This is a genomic window from Dyella sedimenti, from assembly GCF_022760995.1.
Classification (GTDB): domain Bacteria; phylum Pseudomonadota; class Gammaproteobacteria; order Xanthomonadales; family Rhodanobacteraceae; genus Dyella; species Dyella sedimenti.
Window position 1 is genome coordinate 1058922 of record NZ_JAKWJO010000001.1, and the last position, 16513, is coordinate 1075434.

The 16513-nt window shown below is 69.2% G+C and carries 17 protein-coding genes; 10 read left to right on the forward strand and 7 right to left on the reverse strand.

Annotation, left to right across the window (positions count from 1 at the left end):
- Positions 1-12: 12 nt before the first annotated feature.
- Positions 13-2109 carry a methionine--tRNA ligase gene (gene metG, locus MJ605_RS04785; RefSeq protein WP_243039896.1) on the reverse strand — a complete coding sequence of 699 codons (2097 nt, stop codon included), beginning with the start codon at positions 2107-2109 and terminating at the stop codon, positions 13-15.
- Positions 2110-2378: 269 nt separating this feature from the next.
- On the opposite strand from metG, the gene MJ605_RS04790 reads away from it, so the two are divergent.
- From MJ605_RS04790 to MJ605_RS04800, 3 genes are read left to right on the forward strand one after another with little or no spacing between them, the layout of a single operon-like run.
- Entirely contained in the window at positions 2379-3554 is a 1176-nt protein-coding gene (locus tag MJ605_RS04790; protein ID WP_243039897.1) for an MFS transporter, read from the forward strand.
- Positions 3551-4186 carry an HAD family hydrolase gene (locus MJ605_RS04795; RefSeq protein WP_243039898.1) on the forward strand — a complete coding sequence of 212 codons (636 nt, stop codon included), beginning with the start codon at positions 3551-3553 and terminating at the stop codon, positions 4184-4186. Before MJ605_RS04790 ends, MJ605_RS04795 begins: the two co-directional genes overlap by 4 nt.
- Positions 4179-4982: a DeoR/GlpR family DNA-binding transcription regulator gene (locus MJ605_RS04800; protein WP_243039899.1), complete on the forward strand. Its 804-nt coding sequence runs from the start codon at positions 4179-4181 to the stop codon at positions 4980-4982. Before MJ605_RS04795 ends, MJ605_RS04800 begins: the two co-directional genes overlap by 8 nt.
- Before the next feature lie 21 nt (positions 4983-5003).
- Here MJ605_RS04800 and MJ605_RS04805 read toward each other — a convergent pair whose 3' ends face one another.
- Positions 5004-5450: a DUF2147 domain-containing protein gene (locus MJ605_RS04805; RefSeq protein WP_243039900.1), complete on the reverse strand. Its 447-nt coding sequence runs from the start codon at positions 5448-5450 to the stop codon at positions 5004-5006.
- 145 nt (positions 5451-5595) lie between these two features.
- Here MJ605_RS04805 and apbC point away from each other — a divergent pair, with 145 nt between their 5' ends.
- The 3 genes from apbC (at position 5596) to MJ605_RS04820 (ending at position 7961) form a co-directional block, all read left to right on the forward strand.
- The gene (gene apbC, locus MJ605_RS04810; protein ID WP_243040024.1) at positions 5596-6684 is read left to right on the forward strand and encodes an iron-sulfur cluster carrier protein ApbC; all 1089 of its coding nucleotides are present in this window, start codon (positions 5596-5598) and stop codon (positions 6682-6684) included.
- A 115-nt stretch (positions 6685-6799) separates the two neighbouring features.
- Positions 6800-7366, forward strand: a complete 567-nt coding sequence (gene dcd / locus MJ605_RS04815; RefSeq protein WP_243039901.1) for a dCTP deaminase — start codon at positions 6800-6802, stop codon at positions 7364-7366.
- Positions 7367-7499: 133 nt separating this feature from the next.
- Positions 7500-7961, forward strand: a complete 462-nt coding sequence (locus MJ605_RS04820) for a hypothetical protein (protein ID WP_243039902.1) — start codon at positions 7500-7502, stop codon at positions 7959-7961.
- 61 nt (positions 7962-8022) lie between these two features.
- On the opposite strand, the gene MJ605_RS04825 is transcribed toward MJ605_RS04820, so the two are convergent.
- Together MJ605_RS04825 and MJ605_RS04830 are read right to left on the reverse strand one after the other, a co-directional pair.
- Positions 8023-8439 (reverse strand): HIT domain-containing protein, encoded by a 417-nt coding sequence (locus MJ605_RS04825; protein ID WP_243039903.1) that lies wholly within the window; start codon positions 8437-8439, stop codon positions 8023-8025.
- The gene (locus MJ605_RS04830; protein ID WP_243039904.1) at positions 8436-9107 is read right to left on the reverse strand and encodes a dienelactone hydrolase family protein; all 672 of its coding nucleotides are present in this window, start codon (positions 9105-9107) and stop codon (positions 8436-8438) included. Before MJ605_RS04830 ends, MJ605_RS04825 begins: the two co-directional genes overlap by 4 nt.
- A 98-nt stretch (positions 9108-9205) precedes the next feature.
- Here MJ605_RS04830 and rimO point away from each other — a divergent pair, with 98 nt between their 5' ends.
- The 4 genes from rimO to MJ605_RS04850 all read left to right on the forward strand — a co-directional run bounded on the left by rimO (position 9206) and on the right by MJ605_RS04850 (position 13054).
- Complete coding sequence (gene rimO, locus MJ605_RS04835; protein ID WP_243039905.1) at positions 9206-10525, forward strand: 30S ribosomal protein S12 methylthiotransferase RimO; 1320 nt, start codon at positions 9206-9208, stop codon at positions 10523-10525.
- A 21-nt stretch (positions 10526-10546) separates the two neighbouring features.
- Positions 10547-11347, forward strand: a complete 801-nt coding sequence (locus MJ605_RS04840; RefSeq protein ID WP_243039906.1) for a DUF3025 domain-containing protein — start codon at positions 10547-10549, stop codon at positions 11345-11347.
- A 113-nt stretch (positions 11348-11460) separates the two neighbouring features.
- On the forward strand, positions 11461-12474 hold the full coding sequence (gene phnD, locus MJ605_RS04845) for a phosphate/phosphite/phosphonate ABC transporter substrate-binding protein (protein WP_243039907.1): 1014 nt from the start codon (positions 11461-11463) through the stop codon (positions 12472-12474).
- A 91-nt stretch (positions 12475-12565) separates the two neighbouring features.
- Entirely contained in the window at positions 12566-13054 is a 489-nt protein-coding gene (locus MJ605_RS04850; RefSeq protein ID WP_243039908.1) for a hypothetical protein, read from the forward strand.
- A 9-nt stretch (positions 13055-13063) separates the two neighbouring features.
- On the opposite strand, the gene greB is transcribed toward MJ605_RS04850, so the two are convergent.
- From greB to MJ605_RS04865, 3 genes are all read right to left on the reverse strand, one after another.
- Entirely contained in the window at positions 13064-13561 is a 498-nt protein-coding gene (gene greB, locus MJ605_RS04855) for a transcription elongation factor GreB (protein ID WP_243039909.1), read from the reverse strand.
- Positions 13562-13607: 46 nt separating this feature from the next.
- Positions 13608-14870 carry a tetratricopeptide repeat protein gene (locus MJ605_RS04860; protein ID WP_243039910.1) on the reverse strand — a complete coding sequence of 421 codons (1263 nt, stop codon included), beginning with the start codon at positions 14868-14870 and terminating at the stop codon, positions 13608-13610.
- Between the two features lie 62 nt (positions 14871-14932).
- Positions 14933-16438, reverse strand: coding sequence for a helicase HerA-like domain-containing protein (locus MJ605_RS04865; RefSeq protein WP_243039911.1), 1506 nt, complete (start codon positions 16436-16438; stop codon positions 14933-14935).
- Positions 16439-16513 lie beyond the last annotated feature (75 nt).

Sequence of the window (16513 nt, forward strand, 5' to 3'; positions counted from 1 at the left end):
GGGCGCGTAGGCTCAGCGGACGGTGGCGCCTGGCTTGGCGCCCTGGTCCGCATCGAGCAGGAACAGGTCGCTGCCGCCGTCGCCGGCGGAGAGGATCATGCCCTCGGAGACACCGAAGCGCATCTTGCGTGGCGCCAGGTTGGCGATGAACACCACGTTGCGACCCACCAGCTTCTCCGGCTCGCCGTAGGCGGCGCGGATGCCGGAGAAGATCTGGCGCGTGCCCAGCGGGCCGGCGTCCAGCTCGAAGCGCAGCAGCTTGTCCGAGCCGTCCACGAACTCGCACGCGGTCACCTTGCCCACGCGCAGGTCGAGCTTGGCGAAATCGTCGATGCCGATCACGGCGGGGGCGTCGGTGGCGGCTGGGGTGGCGCTGGCTTCGCTCATGGGCTTGCTGGCTTCTTTGGTTTTCTTGGGGGCGGGCTTGGTTTCGGCGGGCGCGAGGGAATCCTTGGAGGCTTCCACCATCGCCACCACCTGCTTGGGATCGATGCGGCCGAGCAGCGGCTCGAAGGCGTTGACGGTGTGGCCGTGCAGTTCGGCGAGGGCGTCGTCGAAGCCGTTGATGGGCGCGGCCAGGAACCGCTCGGCTGCCTCTACCGTGGCCGGCAGCATGGGTTTAAGTAGGCCGGCCAGCAGGCGGAAGGCGGCCAGCGCGAACGAGCATATCTGGTGCAATTCGTCGTAGCGTGACTCGTCCTTGGCCATGGACCACGGTGCTTCATCGGCGATCTGGCCGTTGACCAGATCCGCCATCAGCACAAACGTGCGCGTTACCTCAGCGAACTCGCCCGTGTCGTATAGCTTAGGCACGTTGTCGTAGTGCGACAGCAGCACGCGCCACAGTTCCTGCTGCTCCGCGCTGAAGGTGGCGGCCAGGCGGCCGTCGAAATACTTGTGCACGAAGCCGGCGGTGCGGCTGGCGATGTTCACCCACTTGCCGACCAGGTGCGAGTTGACGCGCTCCTCGAAGGCCTTCAGGTCCAGGTCCACGTCCACCGGCGTGTCGCTCAGCATGCTGGCGAAGTAGTAGCGCAGGAATTCCGGGTTGAGCCCCGCATCCAGGTAGGTGCGGGCCTGGATGAAGGTGCCGCGCGACTTGGACATCTTCGCGCCGTTCACCGTCAGGTAGCCGTTGACGTGCAGCGCGGTGGGCGTGCGGAAATCCGCGCCGTGCAGCATCGCCGGCCAGAACAGGCCGTGGAAGTTGATGATGTCCTTGCCGATGAAGTGGTGCAGCTCGGCGCGGCTGTCGGGCGCGAGGAAATCCTCGAACGTCAGGTCCGTGCGCTCGCACAGCGCCTTGAAGCTGGCCAGGTAGCCTACCGGCGCGTCCAGCCACACGTAGAAGAACTTGCCCGGCGCGCCGGGGATGGGAAAGCCGAAGTAGGGCGCGTCGCGCGAGATGTCCCAATCCTTCAGGCCGCCGTCCAGCCACTCGCGCAGCTTGGCCACCACGCCGGCATTGGCCACCGGCCGGCCGCCGGTGAGCTTACCGGCGAACCAGTCGCGCAGCAGCGGCTCGAACTTGCCCAGCTCGAAGAAATAGTGCTCCGAGTCGCGCAGCACCGGCGTGGCGCCGGACATCACCGAATAGGGGTTGATGAGGTCGGTGGGCGCGTAGGTGGCGCCGCAGTGCTCGCAGTTGTCGCCGTACTGGTCGGGCGTGCCGCAGTTGGGGCAGGTGCCCTTGATGTAGCGGTCCGGCAGGAACATCTGCTTGTCCGGGTCGAACAGCTGCTGGATGTCGCGGCGGGCGATGTAGCCGCCGTCGCGCAGGCGCGTGTAGATCAGCGAGGCCAGCGCGCGGTTCTCCTCCGAATGGGTGGAGTGGTAGTGGTCGAAAGCCACGCCGAACGCGGCGAAGTCCGCCTCGTGGCCGACGCGGATGCCCTCGATATAGCGCTCCGGCGACAGGCCGGCCTTCTCGGCGGCCAGCATGATCGGCGTGCCGTGGGCATCGTCCGCGCAGACATAGACCGCCTCGTTACCCTGCATGCGTTGCGCGCGCACCCAGATATCGGCCTGGATGTAGCCCACCAGGTGGCCCAGGTGCAGAGGGCCATTGGCGTAGGGCAGCGCGTTGGTGACGAGGAGGCGTCGGCTCATGGGCGGCGATGGCGGCGTATGGGGTCGGCCATTATGGCATGGAGGGGCATGCCCACGGCCGTGGGATGGCTATCGATGGCGCTCCCTGTTCCGTCATCCCGACGAAGGCCGGACAAGCGCGAAGCGCGTAGAACGCCCGTAGGGCGGCCCCGAAGGGGCGAGCGCAGCGAGTCATCCAGCCGCTTTTCCCTCGCGTCCTAGCTGTTGTTTGCATGTTTTTGCACGTTTGTATACATTTGTGCCCGTTGAATCCCGCCAAGGAATCCTCCGTGGAACCTACTCCCGAGGCCGCCGCCATCGGCGGCCCGCCTCCCGCGCTGGCCGCCGCGCGGCGTTCGACGCGGCTGATCTTCCTGGTGTCGGGCATCGGCATGTCGGCCTGGGCGCCGATGGTGCCGTATGCCAAGGCCCGTCTCGGGCTGGACGACGCGCGGCTGGGCTTGGCCCTGCTGGTGTTCGGTGGCGCCTCGATGTTGTCGATGCCGTTTGTCGGCTGGCTGGCGCACCGGCTGGGCAGCCGCCTGCTGATCGTGGGTTCCGGCCTGCTGATGTGCCTGGCGCTACCGGTGCTGGCCCATGTCGGCAGCCTGGCGGGGCTGGTCGCCGCGCTGTTCTATTTCGGCATGATGCTCGGCGCCGTCAACGTGGCGATGAACGCGCACGCGGTGGACGTGGAGCGGCTGGATGGCGGCCGCCTGATGTCCGGCTTCCATGGCTTGTTCAGCGTGGGCGGCCTGGCCGGCGCGGCGCTGATGAGCGGCCTGCTGGCGCTGGGGGTGCCGCTGGTCGCCGCCGCCGGCCTGGTCGCGGTGTTGCTGGTCACCCTGGTGCTGGGGCTGCGCGGCGGCCTGCTGGACGACGAGGTCCCCGCGGCGGCCGGTGCGCAGCGGTCCGCCCTGGCCATGCCGCATACGCTGGTGTGGCTGCTGGGCGTGCTGTGCTTCGTCAGTTTCCTGGCCGAAGGCGCGATGCTCGACTGGAGCGCGGTGTTCCTGCGCGACTTCCGTGGCGTGGCCGAGGCCTCGGCAGGCTTCGGCTATGCCTGCTTCTCGGTGGCCATGGCGGTGGGGCGGCTGGCGGGCGATCGCCTGGTGGGGCGCCATGGGCCGGCCTGGGCCGTGCGCCTCGGCGCCGCGCTGGCCGCGGCGGGTTTCGTGGTGGTGGCCAGCGTGTCCAGCGCGATGGTGGCGCTGGCCGGCTTCGTGCTGATCGGGCTGGGCGCCTCCAACGTGGTGCCGGTGCTGTTCAGCGCGGCCGGACGCCTGCCGGGCACGCCGCCGGCCATCGCCATCGCCACGGCCACTACGCTGGGCTACCTGGGTCTGCTGATCGGCCCGGCCCTGATCGGCTTCGTGGCGCATGCCAGCAGCCTGCCGGTGGCCTTCGGCGGCGTGGCCGTGCTGCTGGTGCTGGTGGGCCTGTCGGCGAAGGTGGTGCAGCGATGAACCCGGCCATCACCACCGTCGTGTTCGACCTGGGCAACGTGCTGATCGGCTGGGACCCGCGCCGGCTGTACCGCCAGCTGATCGACGACGAGGCGCGCATGGAATGGTTCCTGCGCGAGGTGTGCAACAACGCGTGGAACGAGCAGCAGGATGCGGGACGCTCCTGGGCCGAGGCCACCGAGGTCCTGCGCCGGCAATTCCCCGAGCACGCGCCGCTGATCGACGCCTATCACCTGCGCTGGGAAGAAACCCTGGTGGGCCCCATCGAGGGCAGCGTGGCGCTGCTGGCCGCGCTGAAGGCGCGCGGCGTGCGCCTGCTGGCGCTCACCAACTGGTCGCGGGAGACTTTTCCGGTCGCCTTGCGACGCTACGATTTCCTGGGCTGGTTCGAGGGCATCGTGGTGTCCGGCGAGGAACGCCTGGTCAAGCCTGATCCGCGCATCTACCAACGACTGCTGGAACGCTACGCGGTGGACCCGCGCACGGCGCTCTATATCGACGATGCCGAGCGCAACGTGGCCGCCGCGCGGGCGTTGGGCATGCATGGCTGGTGGTTCCAGGGCGCGGACGGCCTGCATGGCGAACTGGCGCGGCTCGGCCTGCTGCCGGATGGCGAGGCGACGCATGGCTAAGGCGGCGGCAAACGAGAGCGGCGCGCTGCCGCAGGAACGCCAGCAGCGCATCCTGGCGCGCCTGCGCGGCGAGGGGCGGGTGGTCGCGGCCGAGCTGGCGCTGGCCTTCGAGGTGTCGGAGGATTCCATCCGCCGCGACCTGCGCGAGCTGGCGGCGCAGGGGCTGTGCAAGCGCGTCTATGGTGGCGCCTTGCTGCCCGCCGCCATGCATACCCCGCTCAAGCAGCGCCGCGCGGAGCATTCCGCGCGCAAGCAGGCCCTGGCCCGCAAGGCCGCCGGGCTGGTGCAGGCAGGACAGACCCTGCTGATCGATGCGGGCACCACCAACGCCGCCATCGCCTCGGCGCTGCCGCGCGAGGCGGGGTTGACCGTCATCACCAATGCGCCGCATATCGCGCAACTGCTGCTGGATCGCGAGGGCTTCGAGGTGCTGCTGATCGGCGGGCGCATCGATCTGGCCATCGGCGGCACCGTGGGCGCGCAGGCGGTGGAGCAGGTACGCCGGCTGCGCGCGGACCTGTGCTTTCCCGGCGCCTGCGCTATCGATGCGGCGCATGGCCTGTGGGGCTTCGACAGCGAGGAATCGCTGTTCAAGCGCGCGATGATCGAGGCCAGCGACGAAACCGTGGTGGTGGCCACTGACGACAAGCTCGGCGCGGTGGCCGCGCACCAGGTGGCCGAGCTGTCGCGCGTGCAGCACCTGGTGGTGGAGCACTCGGCCGATCGCGCCACCCGCGCGGCCTTCGGCAACCGTGGCGTGGCGGTGCACCGCGCCGTGGCGGTGCAGGAAGCCTAGGCTTGCCTTCCCATTCCCGGGTTACTGCTGGCGTTCCCACACCTGGGTGCGCCCGATCAGCGAAAAGCCGATATAGCCGCGCACGGTGAGCTTGGTGCCGTTGTCGGAGGGCTGCAGCTTCACCTTGTAGACCTTGCCGCTCTTGGGATCGAGGATCTTGCCGCCGTCCCACACGTCGCCGTCCTGGCGCACGCCCCACATGATGTTCATGCCCTCGATGGGCTGGTTCTTGCGCTCGCCGTCGCAGTAGTGGCAGATCGGGTGCGGGCCCTCGTCGGACTGCAGTACCTGCAGCACCGTGCCCTTCAGCTCGCCGTTGCTCTCGGTGATCTGCACGATGGACTTGGGCTTGCCGGTATCGTCATCGATGGTCTTCCAGGTGCCTACCGGCGTGTTCTCGGCGGCGAACACGGCGCCGGCGCCGAGCAGCAGGGCGGTGGCGGCGGCAATGCGCAGCAATGACTTCATGGGCGATCCTCCCGTACGAAAGCGTATGGACTGAGCCTGACCGAGCCCCTGCGGGGCCGTCAAGCTGCATTGCGAAAGCCGCCTTGGGCGGCCAGGGCGCCCCGGCTGGCATAATGGGCAACCCCCACGACAACGCATGATCGATATGACGCAGGCGAGCGAAGCCCTGGTCCGCCGCATCCTCGGCGAGCTGCAAGACCCCCACACCGGCGCCCCGCTGGCCGAGGCCGTGCGCGCGGTGGGCGTGGACGGCGGCCGGGTGTCGGTGGACATCCAGCTCGGCTACCCCGCCGCCGGCGTGCTGGGCGAGCTCACCGCCCGCGCCAGGCAAGCGCTGGAAGCGGACCCGTCCATCGATGCGGCCTCGGTATCGGTCGGCAGCCGCATCTACGCCCACAAGGTGCAGGGCGCGCTGGCCCCCCTGCCGGGGGTGAAGAACATCATCGCGGTGGCCTCCGGCAAGGGTGGGGTGGGCAAGTCCACCGTGTCGGCCAACCTCGCGCTGGCGCTGGCCGCCGAAGGCGCCCGGGTCGGCGTGCTGGACGCGGACATCTACGGCCCCAGCCAGCCGCGCATGCTCGGCATTTCCGGCCGGCCGGAGTCGCCGGACGGCAAGAGCATCATCCCGATGCAGGCGCACGGCCTGCAGGCCATGTCCATCGGTTTCCTGGTGGACGAGGAAACCCCGATGATCTGGCGCGGCCCGATGGTCACCCAGGCCATGATGCAACTGCTCAACGACAGCCGCTGGGAACAGCTCGACTATCTCATCGTCGACCTTCCGCCCGGCACCGGCGACATCCAGCTCACGCTGGCGCAGAAAGTGCCGGTGGCCGGCGCGGTGATCGTCACCACGCCCCAGGACATCGCCCTGCTGGACGCCCGCAAGGCCCTGAAGATGTTCGAGAAGGTCGAGGTCCCCGTGCTCGGCGTGGTGGAGAACATGGCCACCCACGTGTGCTCGGCCTGCGGCCACGAGGAGCACATCTTCGGCGAAGGCGGCGGCATGCGCATGGCCGGGCAATACGGCGTGGCCTACCTCGGCTCGCTGCCGTTGGACATCCGCATCCGCGAACAGGCCGACGGCGGCATGCCCACGGTGGCGGCCATGCCCGATTCCGACCTGGCGGCGCGCTATCGCGGGATCGCCCGGAATGCGGCGGGACGGCTGTCGCGGCTGCCGCGGAACAAGTCGCTGGGGCTGGGGAAGATCATGGTGCAGGGGACACCGTAGGGGCGCTATCAAAAGCGGCACGCTGGTCCCGCGACTGGCGGCCCGACCGCCATTTCCGTTATTTTCCCCGTCTTTACGCCATCTGGCGCGACAGGCCAGCCCTCCGGGAGCACGAGTGAGCATCAAATCCGACAAGTGGATCCGCCGCATGGCCGAGCAGCACGGCATGATCGAGCCGTTCGAGCCGGGGCAGATCAAGCAGCGTGGAGGGGACAAGCTGGTGTCCTACGGCACCTCCAGCTATGGCTACGACGTGCGCTGCGCGCGCGAGTTCAAGATCTTCACCAACATCAACTCCACCATCGTGGACCCCAAGGCGTTCGACCCCACCAGCTTCGTGGACGTGGAAGCGGATGTGTGCATCATCCCGCCCAATTCCTTCGCGCTGGCGCGCACGGTCGAGTACTTCCGCATCCCGCGCAGCGTACTCACCATCTGCCTGGGCAAGAGCACCTACGCGCGCTGCGGCATCATCGTCAACGTGACGCCGCTGGAGCCGGAGTGGGAGGGCCACGTGACGCTGGAGTTCTCCAACACCACGCCGCTGCCCGCCAAGATCTATGCCAACGAGGGCGTGGCGCAGATGCTCTTCCTCGAATCCGACGAGGAATGCGAGACCAGCTACAAGGATCGCGGCGGCAAGTACCAGGGCCAGCAGGGCGTGACCCTGCCGCGCACGTGAGTGCCCAGCCTTCCGCGGCGTGCGAACGCGGTCACGGGAGGCACCTGAATGGCGGCCGTCCAGGCCCGGTGCGCTGGCCCGGCGCGGCGCTACACTTCGATTGTTCCTACCGATGCATTGCAGGAGATCCCGCATGACCCGTTTTTCCACGCTGCTGGCCCGCGCGGCCGCGGCCATCCTGCTGGGCAGCATGCTGGTGCTGGCCGGTTGCCATCGCGGCAGCACCAAGGACCAGGTGCGCACCGCGGACATGAAGAACCAGTTCGACACGGTGCTGCAGGCCTACAAGAACGGCCAGTTCATCGTCGATGGCGCCGTGCTGTCGGCGCTGGATACCGGCAGCCACTTCGCCTACCTCAAGGACCAGGGCCGCCTGCCCAAGACCGTGCTGCTGGAACGCAGCGACGATTCGAAGATCCGCAAGCAGCACCTGCAGTACATGGCACGTCTGCAGCTGGACTACGGATTCACCGTGTACTACGACGACGGCGGCACCTTGAAGAAGATCAGCGTGGTCGATACCAAGGCGCGCGACCTGGAAGACTACAAGGCGACGCCGAAGGCCGAGGCGCCCCCGCCGCAACAGCATTACTGATTGCTGCATGCGAAGAAGCCCGCGGAGCGATCCGCGGGCTTCTTTCATTCGGGCGAGTGTCTCAAGGCGATAGCGCGGATTGCAGCCGTTCCAGCATCCGCGCCAGGACGTCGGCTTCATAGGGTGTGGCCGTGCCGCTGCCCCAGACCGGTCCCGGCCATGCCGCGTCGCCCTCGCGCCGTGCCACCACGTGCACGTGCAGCTGGCGCACGATATTGCCCAGCGCGCCGAGGTTGAGCTTGTCGAACGGCGCCAGCGCACGCAGCGCCTGCGCCGCGCGGTTCGCTTCCTGCCACAACACGGCCTGCTGCGCTGGCGGCAAGTCGTAGATCTCCACCAGGCCGGGCAGGCGCGGCACCAGCACCAGCCAGGGAAAGCGCGCGTCGTCCATCAGCCGCACCTCGCACAGCGCCAGCATGGCGACGTGGCGGGTGTCGTTGGCCAGGCGCGGGTCCAGCGCGAATCCGGGCTGGCTCATGCGCCCTGCGCCAGGTGCTTGTCGAAGAAGGCCAGCGTACGCTGGCAGGCGAGCCTGGCGCTGGCCTCGTCGTACTGCGGGCCGACGTCGCGATTGAAGGCATGGTCGGCCGGATAGGTATAGACGTCCATCTGCGGCAGCATCTGGCGATGCTTTTCCACCACGTCAGGCGTGATGTGCTTGTCCTTCTCGCCGAAGTGGAACATCACCGGCGCCTTGGGCGTCTCGCCGAGGAACGGCACGTTGCGCGCGCCGTAGTAGCTCACCGAGGGCAGGCCCAGGCGCAGTGCCGCCAGCAGCGCCACGGTGCCGCCCCAGCAATAGCCGACGGTGCCGATGCGGCCGGCGGAGGCGATCGCCTCGGCGGCGCTGGCCACGTCCTCCACCGCGCGGTCCAGCCCCAGTTCGGTTACCAGGTCGCGGCCGCGCTGGTAGCCGGCTTCGTCGTAGCCCAGTTCCACGCCGGTTTCCAGGTGATCGAAGAAGCAGGGCGCGATGGCGGTGTAGCCGGCTTCGGCGAAGCCGTCGGTGACGCGACGCATGTGCTCGTTGACGCCGAAGATCTCCTGGATCACCACGATGCCGCCCTTGGGCTTGCCCGCCGGCTGGGCGAGGTAGGCGCCGATGCATTGCATGCGCGTGGTGTTGAGGCTGATGGTCTGGCCCATGGCGGGGACTCCCATAGTGGCGAAGAGGGCATTCTAGTCATTCGGGAACAGGCACTAAGCTATAATGGTCCGTTTTCCGCATAGTTACGGTCGTGTCCATGTCGCAGGTTTCGCCCAAGATCGGTTTCGTCAGCCTGGGATGCCCCAAGGCCCTGGTCGATTCCGAGCGCATCCTCACCCAGCTGAAAGTGGAGGGCTACGAGATCGTGCCCAGCTACGGCGCGGCCGATGCGGTGGTGGTCAACACCTGCGGCTTCATCGACGCGGCCGTGCAGGAGTCGCTGGACGCCATCGGCGAGGCGTTGCACGAGAACGGCAAGGTGATCGTCACCGGCTGCCTGGGCAAGCGCTCCGAGCTGATCCGCGAGGCCTACCCGGACGTGCTGGCCATCACCGGCCCGCAGGACTACGCCAGCGTGATGGGGGCGGTGCACTCGGCGCTGCCACCCAGGCGCAACCCGCTGCTGGACATCATCCCGGACACGGGCATCAAGCTCACGCCCAAGCACTACGCGTACCTGAAGATTTCCGAGGGGTGCAATCATCGCTGCAGCTTCTGCATCATTCCCTCGATGCGCGGCGATCTTGTCTCGCGCCCCGTCGACGAGGTGTTGAAGGAGGCCGAACGCCTGGTGAAGGGCGGCGTGAAGGAACTGCTGGTGATCTCGCAGGACACCAGCGCCTACGGCGTGGACGTGAAGTACGCCGAGCGCCCCTGGCGCGACAGGAGCTATCGCACGCGCATGACCGAGCTGTGCGAGGGCCTGTCCGAACTGGGCGTGTGGACGCGCCTGCACTACGTCTACCCGTATCCGCATGTGGACGAGGTGATGCCGCTGATGGCGGAGGGCAAGATCCTTCCGTACCTCGACATTCCGTTCCAGCACGCCAGCCCGCGCATCCTCAAGCTGATGAAGCGCCCTGGCAACATCGACAAGACGCTGGAACGCATCCAGGCCTGGCGCAGGCAGGTGCCCGACATCACCCTGCGCAGCACCTTCATCGTCGGCTTTCCCGGCGAGACGGACGCGGAGTTCGAGGAACTGCTGGACTTTCTGCGAGAGGCGGAGCTGGATCGCGTCGGCGCGTTCGCCTATTCGCCGGTGGACGGCGCCAAGGCCAACGAGCTGCCCAACCCGGTCTCCGAGGAGTTGAAGGAAGACCGCCTCGAGCAATTCATGGCGGTGCAGGCGGAGATCTCCGCCGCCAAGCTGCAGCGCAAGATCGGCCGCACCATCCAGGTGCTGGTGGACGAGGCCGGCACCGAGGGCGCCGTCGCGCGCTCCGCCGCCGATGCGCCGGAGATCGACGGCGTGGTGCGCATCGCCGACGGCCAGCGCCTGAAGCCGGGCCAGTTCGTCGAGGTGGTGGTGGAAGCCGCCGACGAGCACGACCTGCATGCGCGCCTGGCGGGCTGAGCCGCGCGCGGGGGGAACGTGATGCGCTACGTCGCGCCCGCCCGCGCCGCGGTCGATCCCGGGGTGTTCGCGCGCGAGCCACTGCGGAGCTGGCGCGCGCCCGCCGCCTGGCTGGAAGGCGCGAGCTGGCCCGTCATCGACGAACTCAACGCCGCGCGCCCGCCGGACATGCGCGAGCGCTTCGTGGCGCAGACGCCGGCGCTGCTGGCCGATGGGCTGCACTACGAGCAGCGCATCGCCGGACGTGGGGAGATCGCCACCCGCCCCGGGAACTGGCACGACCTGTTCAATGCACTGGTATGGCTGCGCCACGCGCCGGTCAAGCGCGCGCTGAATGCGCAGCAGGTGGCCGAGATCGCCACCATGGGCACCAAGCGCCGCTCGCGCCCGCAGTGCGCGATGACCCATTTCGACGAGGCCGGCGTGCTGGTGGTGCTGCGCGATCCTCGCCTGCTGGCGCTGTGGGACGCGCACGACTGGCACGGCCTGTTCTGGCGCGAGCGCGAGGCCTGGCGCGACGGGCGCATCGAGGTCCAGGTGTTCGGCCATGCCCTGCTGGAACATGCGCTGACCCCGGGCAAGCTGCTGGTGGGCAAGGCGCTGGTGTTCCTGGCCGGCGAGGGCGGCGTGGGGGTCGGCGCCCGCTGCGCCGGGGCGATCGCCTCGGGGCGGCTGCTGCGCGATCCGCTGGAGCTGCGGCCGCTGCCGCTGCCGGGCATTCCCGGCTGGCATCCGGACGGCGACAGGGAGGCCTTCCACCGGCATGCGGCGTGCTACCAGCCGCGGCGCGAGGGCCGGGTCTATCCGCCGCCGTTGGCGTGAGGGTTCGCGTCTCGCCCGGATGAAATTGCGGTGGCGCCGCGATCGCGCTAAAACCGTCCGCAGCGGAGCGCTGGGGGAAGGGCATGGACCGGGCTTGGCGGGTGCGCTTGGGCATGGAATGGACGAGGCCGCTCCTGGCCGGGCTGCTGGCTGGCCTGCTGGCGCTGGCGCCGACGTCCCGGGCGGCCGATGACGCGGCGGGCGACAACCCGCTCCCCATCCGCTTCGGCATCCTGCCCATCGGCAGCGCCGCCGAATCGCGCGAGCAATGGCGGCCGCTGCTGGACGACCTGGAAAAGCGCCTGGGCCATCCGGTGACCACGGTGTCGGTGAGCAGCTATGCCGGGCTCTCCGGCGCCATCGGCGACCAGCGCGTGGATATCGCTTTCCTGTCCGGGCGGCTGGCGATCCAGGCCGTGCAGCGCCAGCACATGAGCGTGGTGGCGCAATTCGTGCGCAACGACGGGGCCAAGGGCAACGTGGCCATGCTGATCGTGCGAGCCGATGGTCCCGTCCATACCCTCAAGGACCTGCTGGCCCGGCCGGGCCAGCTGCGCTATGCGCGCGGCGAGTCGCTGTCGGTGACCGGCTACGTGGCGCCCGAGGCCGAGGTGTTCGCGCCGCGCGGCCTCAACTCGGACACCTTCTTCGCCAGCGTGCGGGTCGGCAACCACCAGAACAACGCGCTGGCGGTGGCCAATGGCGAGGTGGACGTGGCCAGCGGCAACAATCCCGACCTGGACCTGTTCCGGCGCCATTTTCCCGGCGAGGCGGCGCAGATCCGGGTGATCTGGCGCTCCACCCTGATTCCCTCCGGCGTGCTGGTGGTCCGCGACGGCCTGGCCGAGCCGTTGCGCGGCCAACTGGTCGCCTTCATGCGCGGCTACGGCCAGGCGCCGGGCGCGGCCGGCGAGCGCGAACGTGCCAACCTCGCCCGCATCCCCGACCTGGCTGGTTTCGCGGCGGCGGACAACGGCGTGCTCAGGCCCTTCATCGATCTGGAATTCAAGCTGATGCGGGAACAGGCGGCGCATGGACGCTGGGTCGACGAGCAGGCGCGCGATGCGCGGCTGGCGCAGATCGACGCCGACTACCAGCAGGCCGTGCGCCAGTTGCAGCGGCACTGAGGGTCGCCGCAACGGGGGCGGCCGCGCCCTAGGCTAGGATTCAAGCGGCAGATGCTAGGGTGCGCCGTTGGCCACTCATGGAGACCCTCGCATGCCCGTTTCAGATCGCATCCGCCGCGCCTGCCGCCTGGTCCTGCTGGCGCTGGCGTTCGCCGCACCGCTCGCCCACGCCCAGCTGACGCCGGCCGGCCTGCCGGATGCCGACAAGCAGCAGATCAAGAAGTACACGCTCAACGACGACGTGTTCGAGCGCCTCGCCGCCGCCACCCGCGAGGCGCGCGCCACCGGCATTCCGCCCCAGGCCGCGCCGGATCCGGCCAGGGTCCGCAGCCTCGACGACCTGACCGCGCAGGCGATGGCCAGCGACCCGCGCATTCCCGCGCTGGTGAAGAAGTACGGCTTTACCCCACGCGAGTTCATGCTGGCCAATATCGCGCTGATGAACGCGGTGATGGCGGTGCAGGCGCGCAACGATCCGGCGATGGCCGGCAACCTCAACCAGGTCTGGATCAATCCCGACAACCTGCGCTTCGTCGACTCGCACCAGGCGCAAGTCGATGCGCTGCTGCAGGGACACTGAAGCCGGCGCTCAGTAATCCACCGAGACGATCACGAAGCGCGTGCGGCCGCCGGGAAGGTCGACCTCGAACTCGTCGTCCACGCGCTTCTTCAACACCGCGCGCGCCAGCGGGGAATCGATGCTGATCCAACCCCGGCGCGCATCGGTCTCGTCGGGCCCGACGATGCGATAGCACACGCTTTCGCCGGTGTCGGCGTGCTCCAGCGTGATGCTGGCGCCGAAGAACACCGCCTCGCGGTCGGCCGGCGCGCCCTCGGCCACCTTCAGCGAGGGAATGCGCTTGCTCAGGTAGCGCACGCGCCGGTCGATCTCACCCAACTGCTTCTTGCGGTAGGTGTATTCGGCGTTTTCCGAGCGGTCGCCTTCCGCCGCGGCGGCGGCCAGTGCCTTCACCACCTCCGGGCGCAGCGTGTGCCACAGGTGGTCCAGTTCGGCCTTGAGTTTCTCGAAGCCCTCGCGCGTGATGATGGCGGTGGAACTGGGGGAAGGCGGGCGCCATCGGCTCATGCGGGAAACATCCGTTGCACGTCGTCGTCAATGGATGATTCTATCGTCAGGCCGCGCCGGGCTGCTGCCGCAGGCGTCGCGCCTGCGCCTCGATCTCCGCGCGCAGCGGATGCTCGGGCCAGGCGGCGGCGAGCTTGCCCAGCAGCACGCCGGCCTCGGCGCGCTGGCCCAGCTCCTCGCCCAGCAGCCGCGCGGCGAGCAGGCCGATCCGCGGCGCCTCGGGCGAGCGCGGCCAGCTGGCGAGGTAGCCGCGGCAGAGCTTCAGAGCCAGCCGGGCCATGCCGGTGCGCGCCGCCTGCCCGGCCAGGGCGTCGGTGTTGCCCGGGTCGTCGGGCACGAAGCCGGCATCGAGTTCCAGGCATTCCTGTGCGAGGCCGAGCGCGCGGCGCGGCTCGCCCTCGGCCATCAGCGCGGCGATCCAGATCTGCCCGTGTTCCAGCAGGCCCTCGCGCAAGCCTTCCGCGCGCAGCAGTTCGCGATAGGCCTGGTGCAGCGAGGCCGGCGAACTGCGCCGCTGCATGCGGTCCACCAGCAGGGCGATGGCGGCGCGGCGGTCGGCCGAGGCCACCATGTGTACCCGCGCCAGCAGGCGGTCGTCGTCGCCTTGCCCGCCGGCCCGCGCCAGTGCCTCGGCTTCCGGCTGCAGGCCGAACTGCTCGTGGCGCTGGTGGATCATCACGCCCATCAGGTGCAGGTTGAGCACGATCAGGTAGGTATAGGCGAAACCGAACAGCGGCTGCGCCAGCAGCGGCGGTAGCTGCGCGGTGGCCACCGAGGCCAGCACGATCATGCCGCCGGTGGCCAGGTTCAGCAGCACGGGAATCGCATAGGCCGCGCCGAAGCGATGGATCACCTGCCACCAGGTGACCGGGCTCAGCGCCAGCTCCAGGTTGCCGTCGAAGGCCAGCGACATGTCGATGGCCGGCAGCATCAGCGCGAACAGCACCATCAGCGGCCACAGCGCCGGCGGATAGAACACCGCGCTGAGCACGCACAGCGCCATGGCGAACAGGTGGATGGCCATCATGCCATTGCCGGCGTTGGGGTCGTCCTCCAGGGCCGCGTCGGGCGGGTTGGCATAGCCGTTGGCGGTATGCAGCAGGCAGCTCGCGCCGTAGCGCCAGGTGGCGGCCCACAGCGCCAGGCTGGCGAAGAAGCCCAGGTAGGAGGGCAGCAGGCTGGCCAGGCACTGCAGCGCCGCCAGCGCCAGGCACGAGACCAGCCCCGCGCCGCGCAGCGGATAGCCCAGGCCGCCAAGGAAGCGTTGGTGGAAGGGGACTCGGGCGTCGGCGACTTCGATGCGGGGCATGGCGTCCTTTTCTTCCTCATCTCCCGGGTGGATGGCCGGTGCGGGGGGGCGTTTTCCGCGGCTCAGCGCTTGCCGCCGAAGATGCCGCCCAGCACGCCACGCACGATCTGCTGGCCCAGGCGCGAGCCCACCGCGCGGCTGGCGGACTTGGCCATCGCCTCGATCATGCCCTGGCGGCGGCCGGTGCCGAGCAACGCGTCGCGCACGGCGTCGGTCCAGCCCGGGCCGTCCTTGGCGGGCGCGTCGCCAGGCGCCGGCCGCGTGATCGCCTCCGGCGTGGCGGCTTTTTCCGCGGCGCGCCGGGCCAGCATCTCCGCGGCCGATTCGCGATTGACCGGCGTGTCGTACTTGCCGCCCACCGGCGAGCGCTGGCGTACCGTGGCGCGCTCGGCCTCGCTGATGGCGCCGATGCGCGCGGTGGGCGTGGTCACCAACACGCGTTCCACCGGCGAGGGCACGCCGCCTTCGCGCAGGGTGGAGGCCAGCGCCTCGCCCACGGCGAGTTGGGTGATCGCCTCGGCCACGTCGATGGCCGGGTTGGCCGCGAAGGTCTCCGCCGCGGCTTTCACCGCCTTCTGGTCGCGCGGGGTAAAGGCGCGCAGCGCATGCTGCACGCGGTTGCCGAGCTGGCCGAGGATGTTGCCCGGCACGTCGTCCGGGTTCTGCGAGCAGAAGTACACGCCCACGCCCTTGGAGCGGATCAGCCGCACCACCTGCTCCACCCGCTGCAGCAGCGCCGGCGGCGCATCGTCGAACAGCAGGTGGGCCTCGTCGAAGAAGAACACCAGCCTGGGCTGGTCCAGGTCGCCCACTTCCGGCAACTGCTCGAACAGTTCCGACAACAGCCACAGCAGGAAGGTCGAATACAGGCGCGGCTTGAGGATCAGCTGGTCGGCCGCGAGCACGTTGATGACGCCGCGCCCGTTCATGTCCTGGCGCATCAGGTCAGCCAGCTCCAGCGCCGGTTCGCCGAAGAACGCGTCGGCGCCGTCCTGGTCCAGCCTGAGCACGGCGCGTTGGATCGCGGCGATGCTCGATGTGCCGACCAGGCCGTAGTGAGCGGAGATGTCCTTGGCGTTTTCGCTGGCGAAGCCGAGCAGGGCGCGCAGGTCGGCGAGGTCCAGCAGCAGCCAGCCCTGGTCGTCGGCCACCTTGAAGATCACCTCCAGCACGCCGGCCTGGGTGTCGTTGAGTTCCAGCATGCGGCCCAGCAGGGTAGGGCCCATCTCGCTGATGGTGGCGCGCACCGGGTGGCCGAGCCTGCCGTAGATGTCCCAGAAGATCACCGGGTTCGCCTGTGGCTTCCAGTCGGCCAGCTTGAGCTTTTGCAGGCGCACCTTGAGCTTGTCGCCCGGTTCGGCGGCCGGCATCGAGAGGCCGGCGAGGTCGCCCTTGGCATCGGCCAGGAAGCAGGGCACGCCGAGCCGGGAGAAGCCCTCGGCCAGCACCATCAGTGACACCGATTTGCCGGTGCCGGTGGCGCCGGCGATCATGCCGTGACGGTTGCCATAGCGCGGGTCCAGGCTCACGCCGGCGTGGTCGTTGCGTCCTATCAGAATCTCGCTCATGGCATCCGTCCCTAGGGTTGCCCGGTGATTGTAGCGACGGCGCGGGCGCGCATCGTGAAGCGGCGTGCGCCGGTT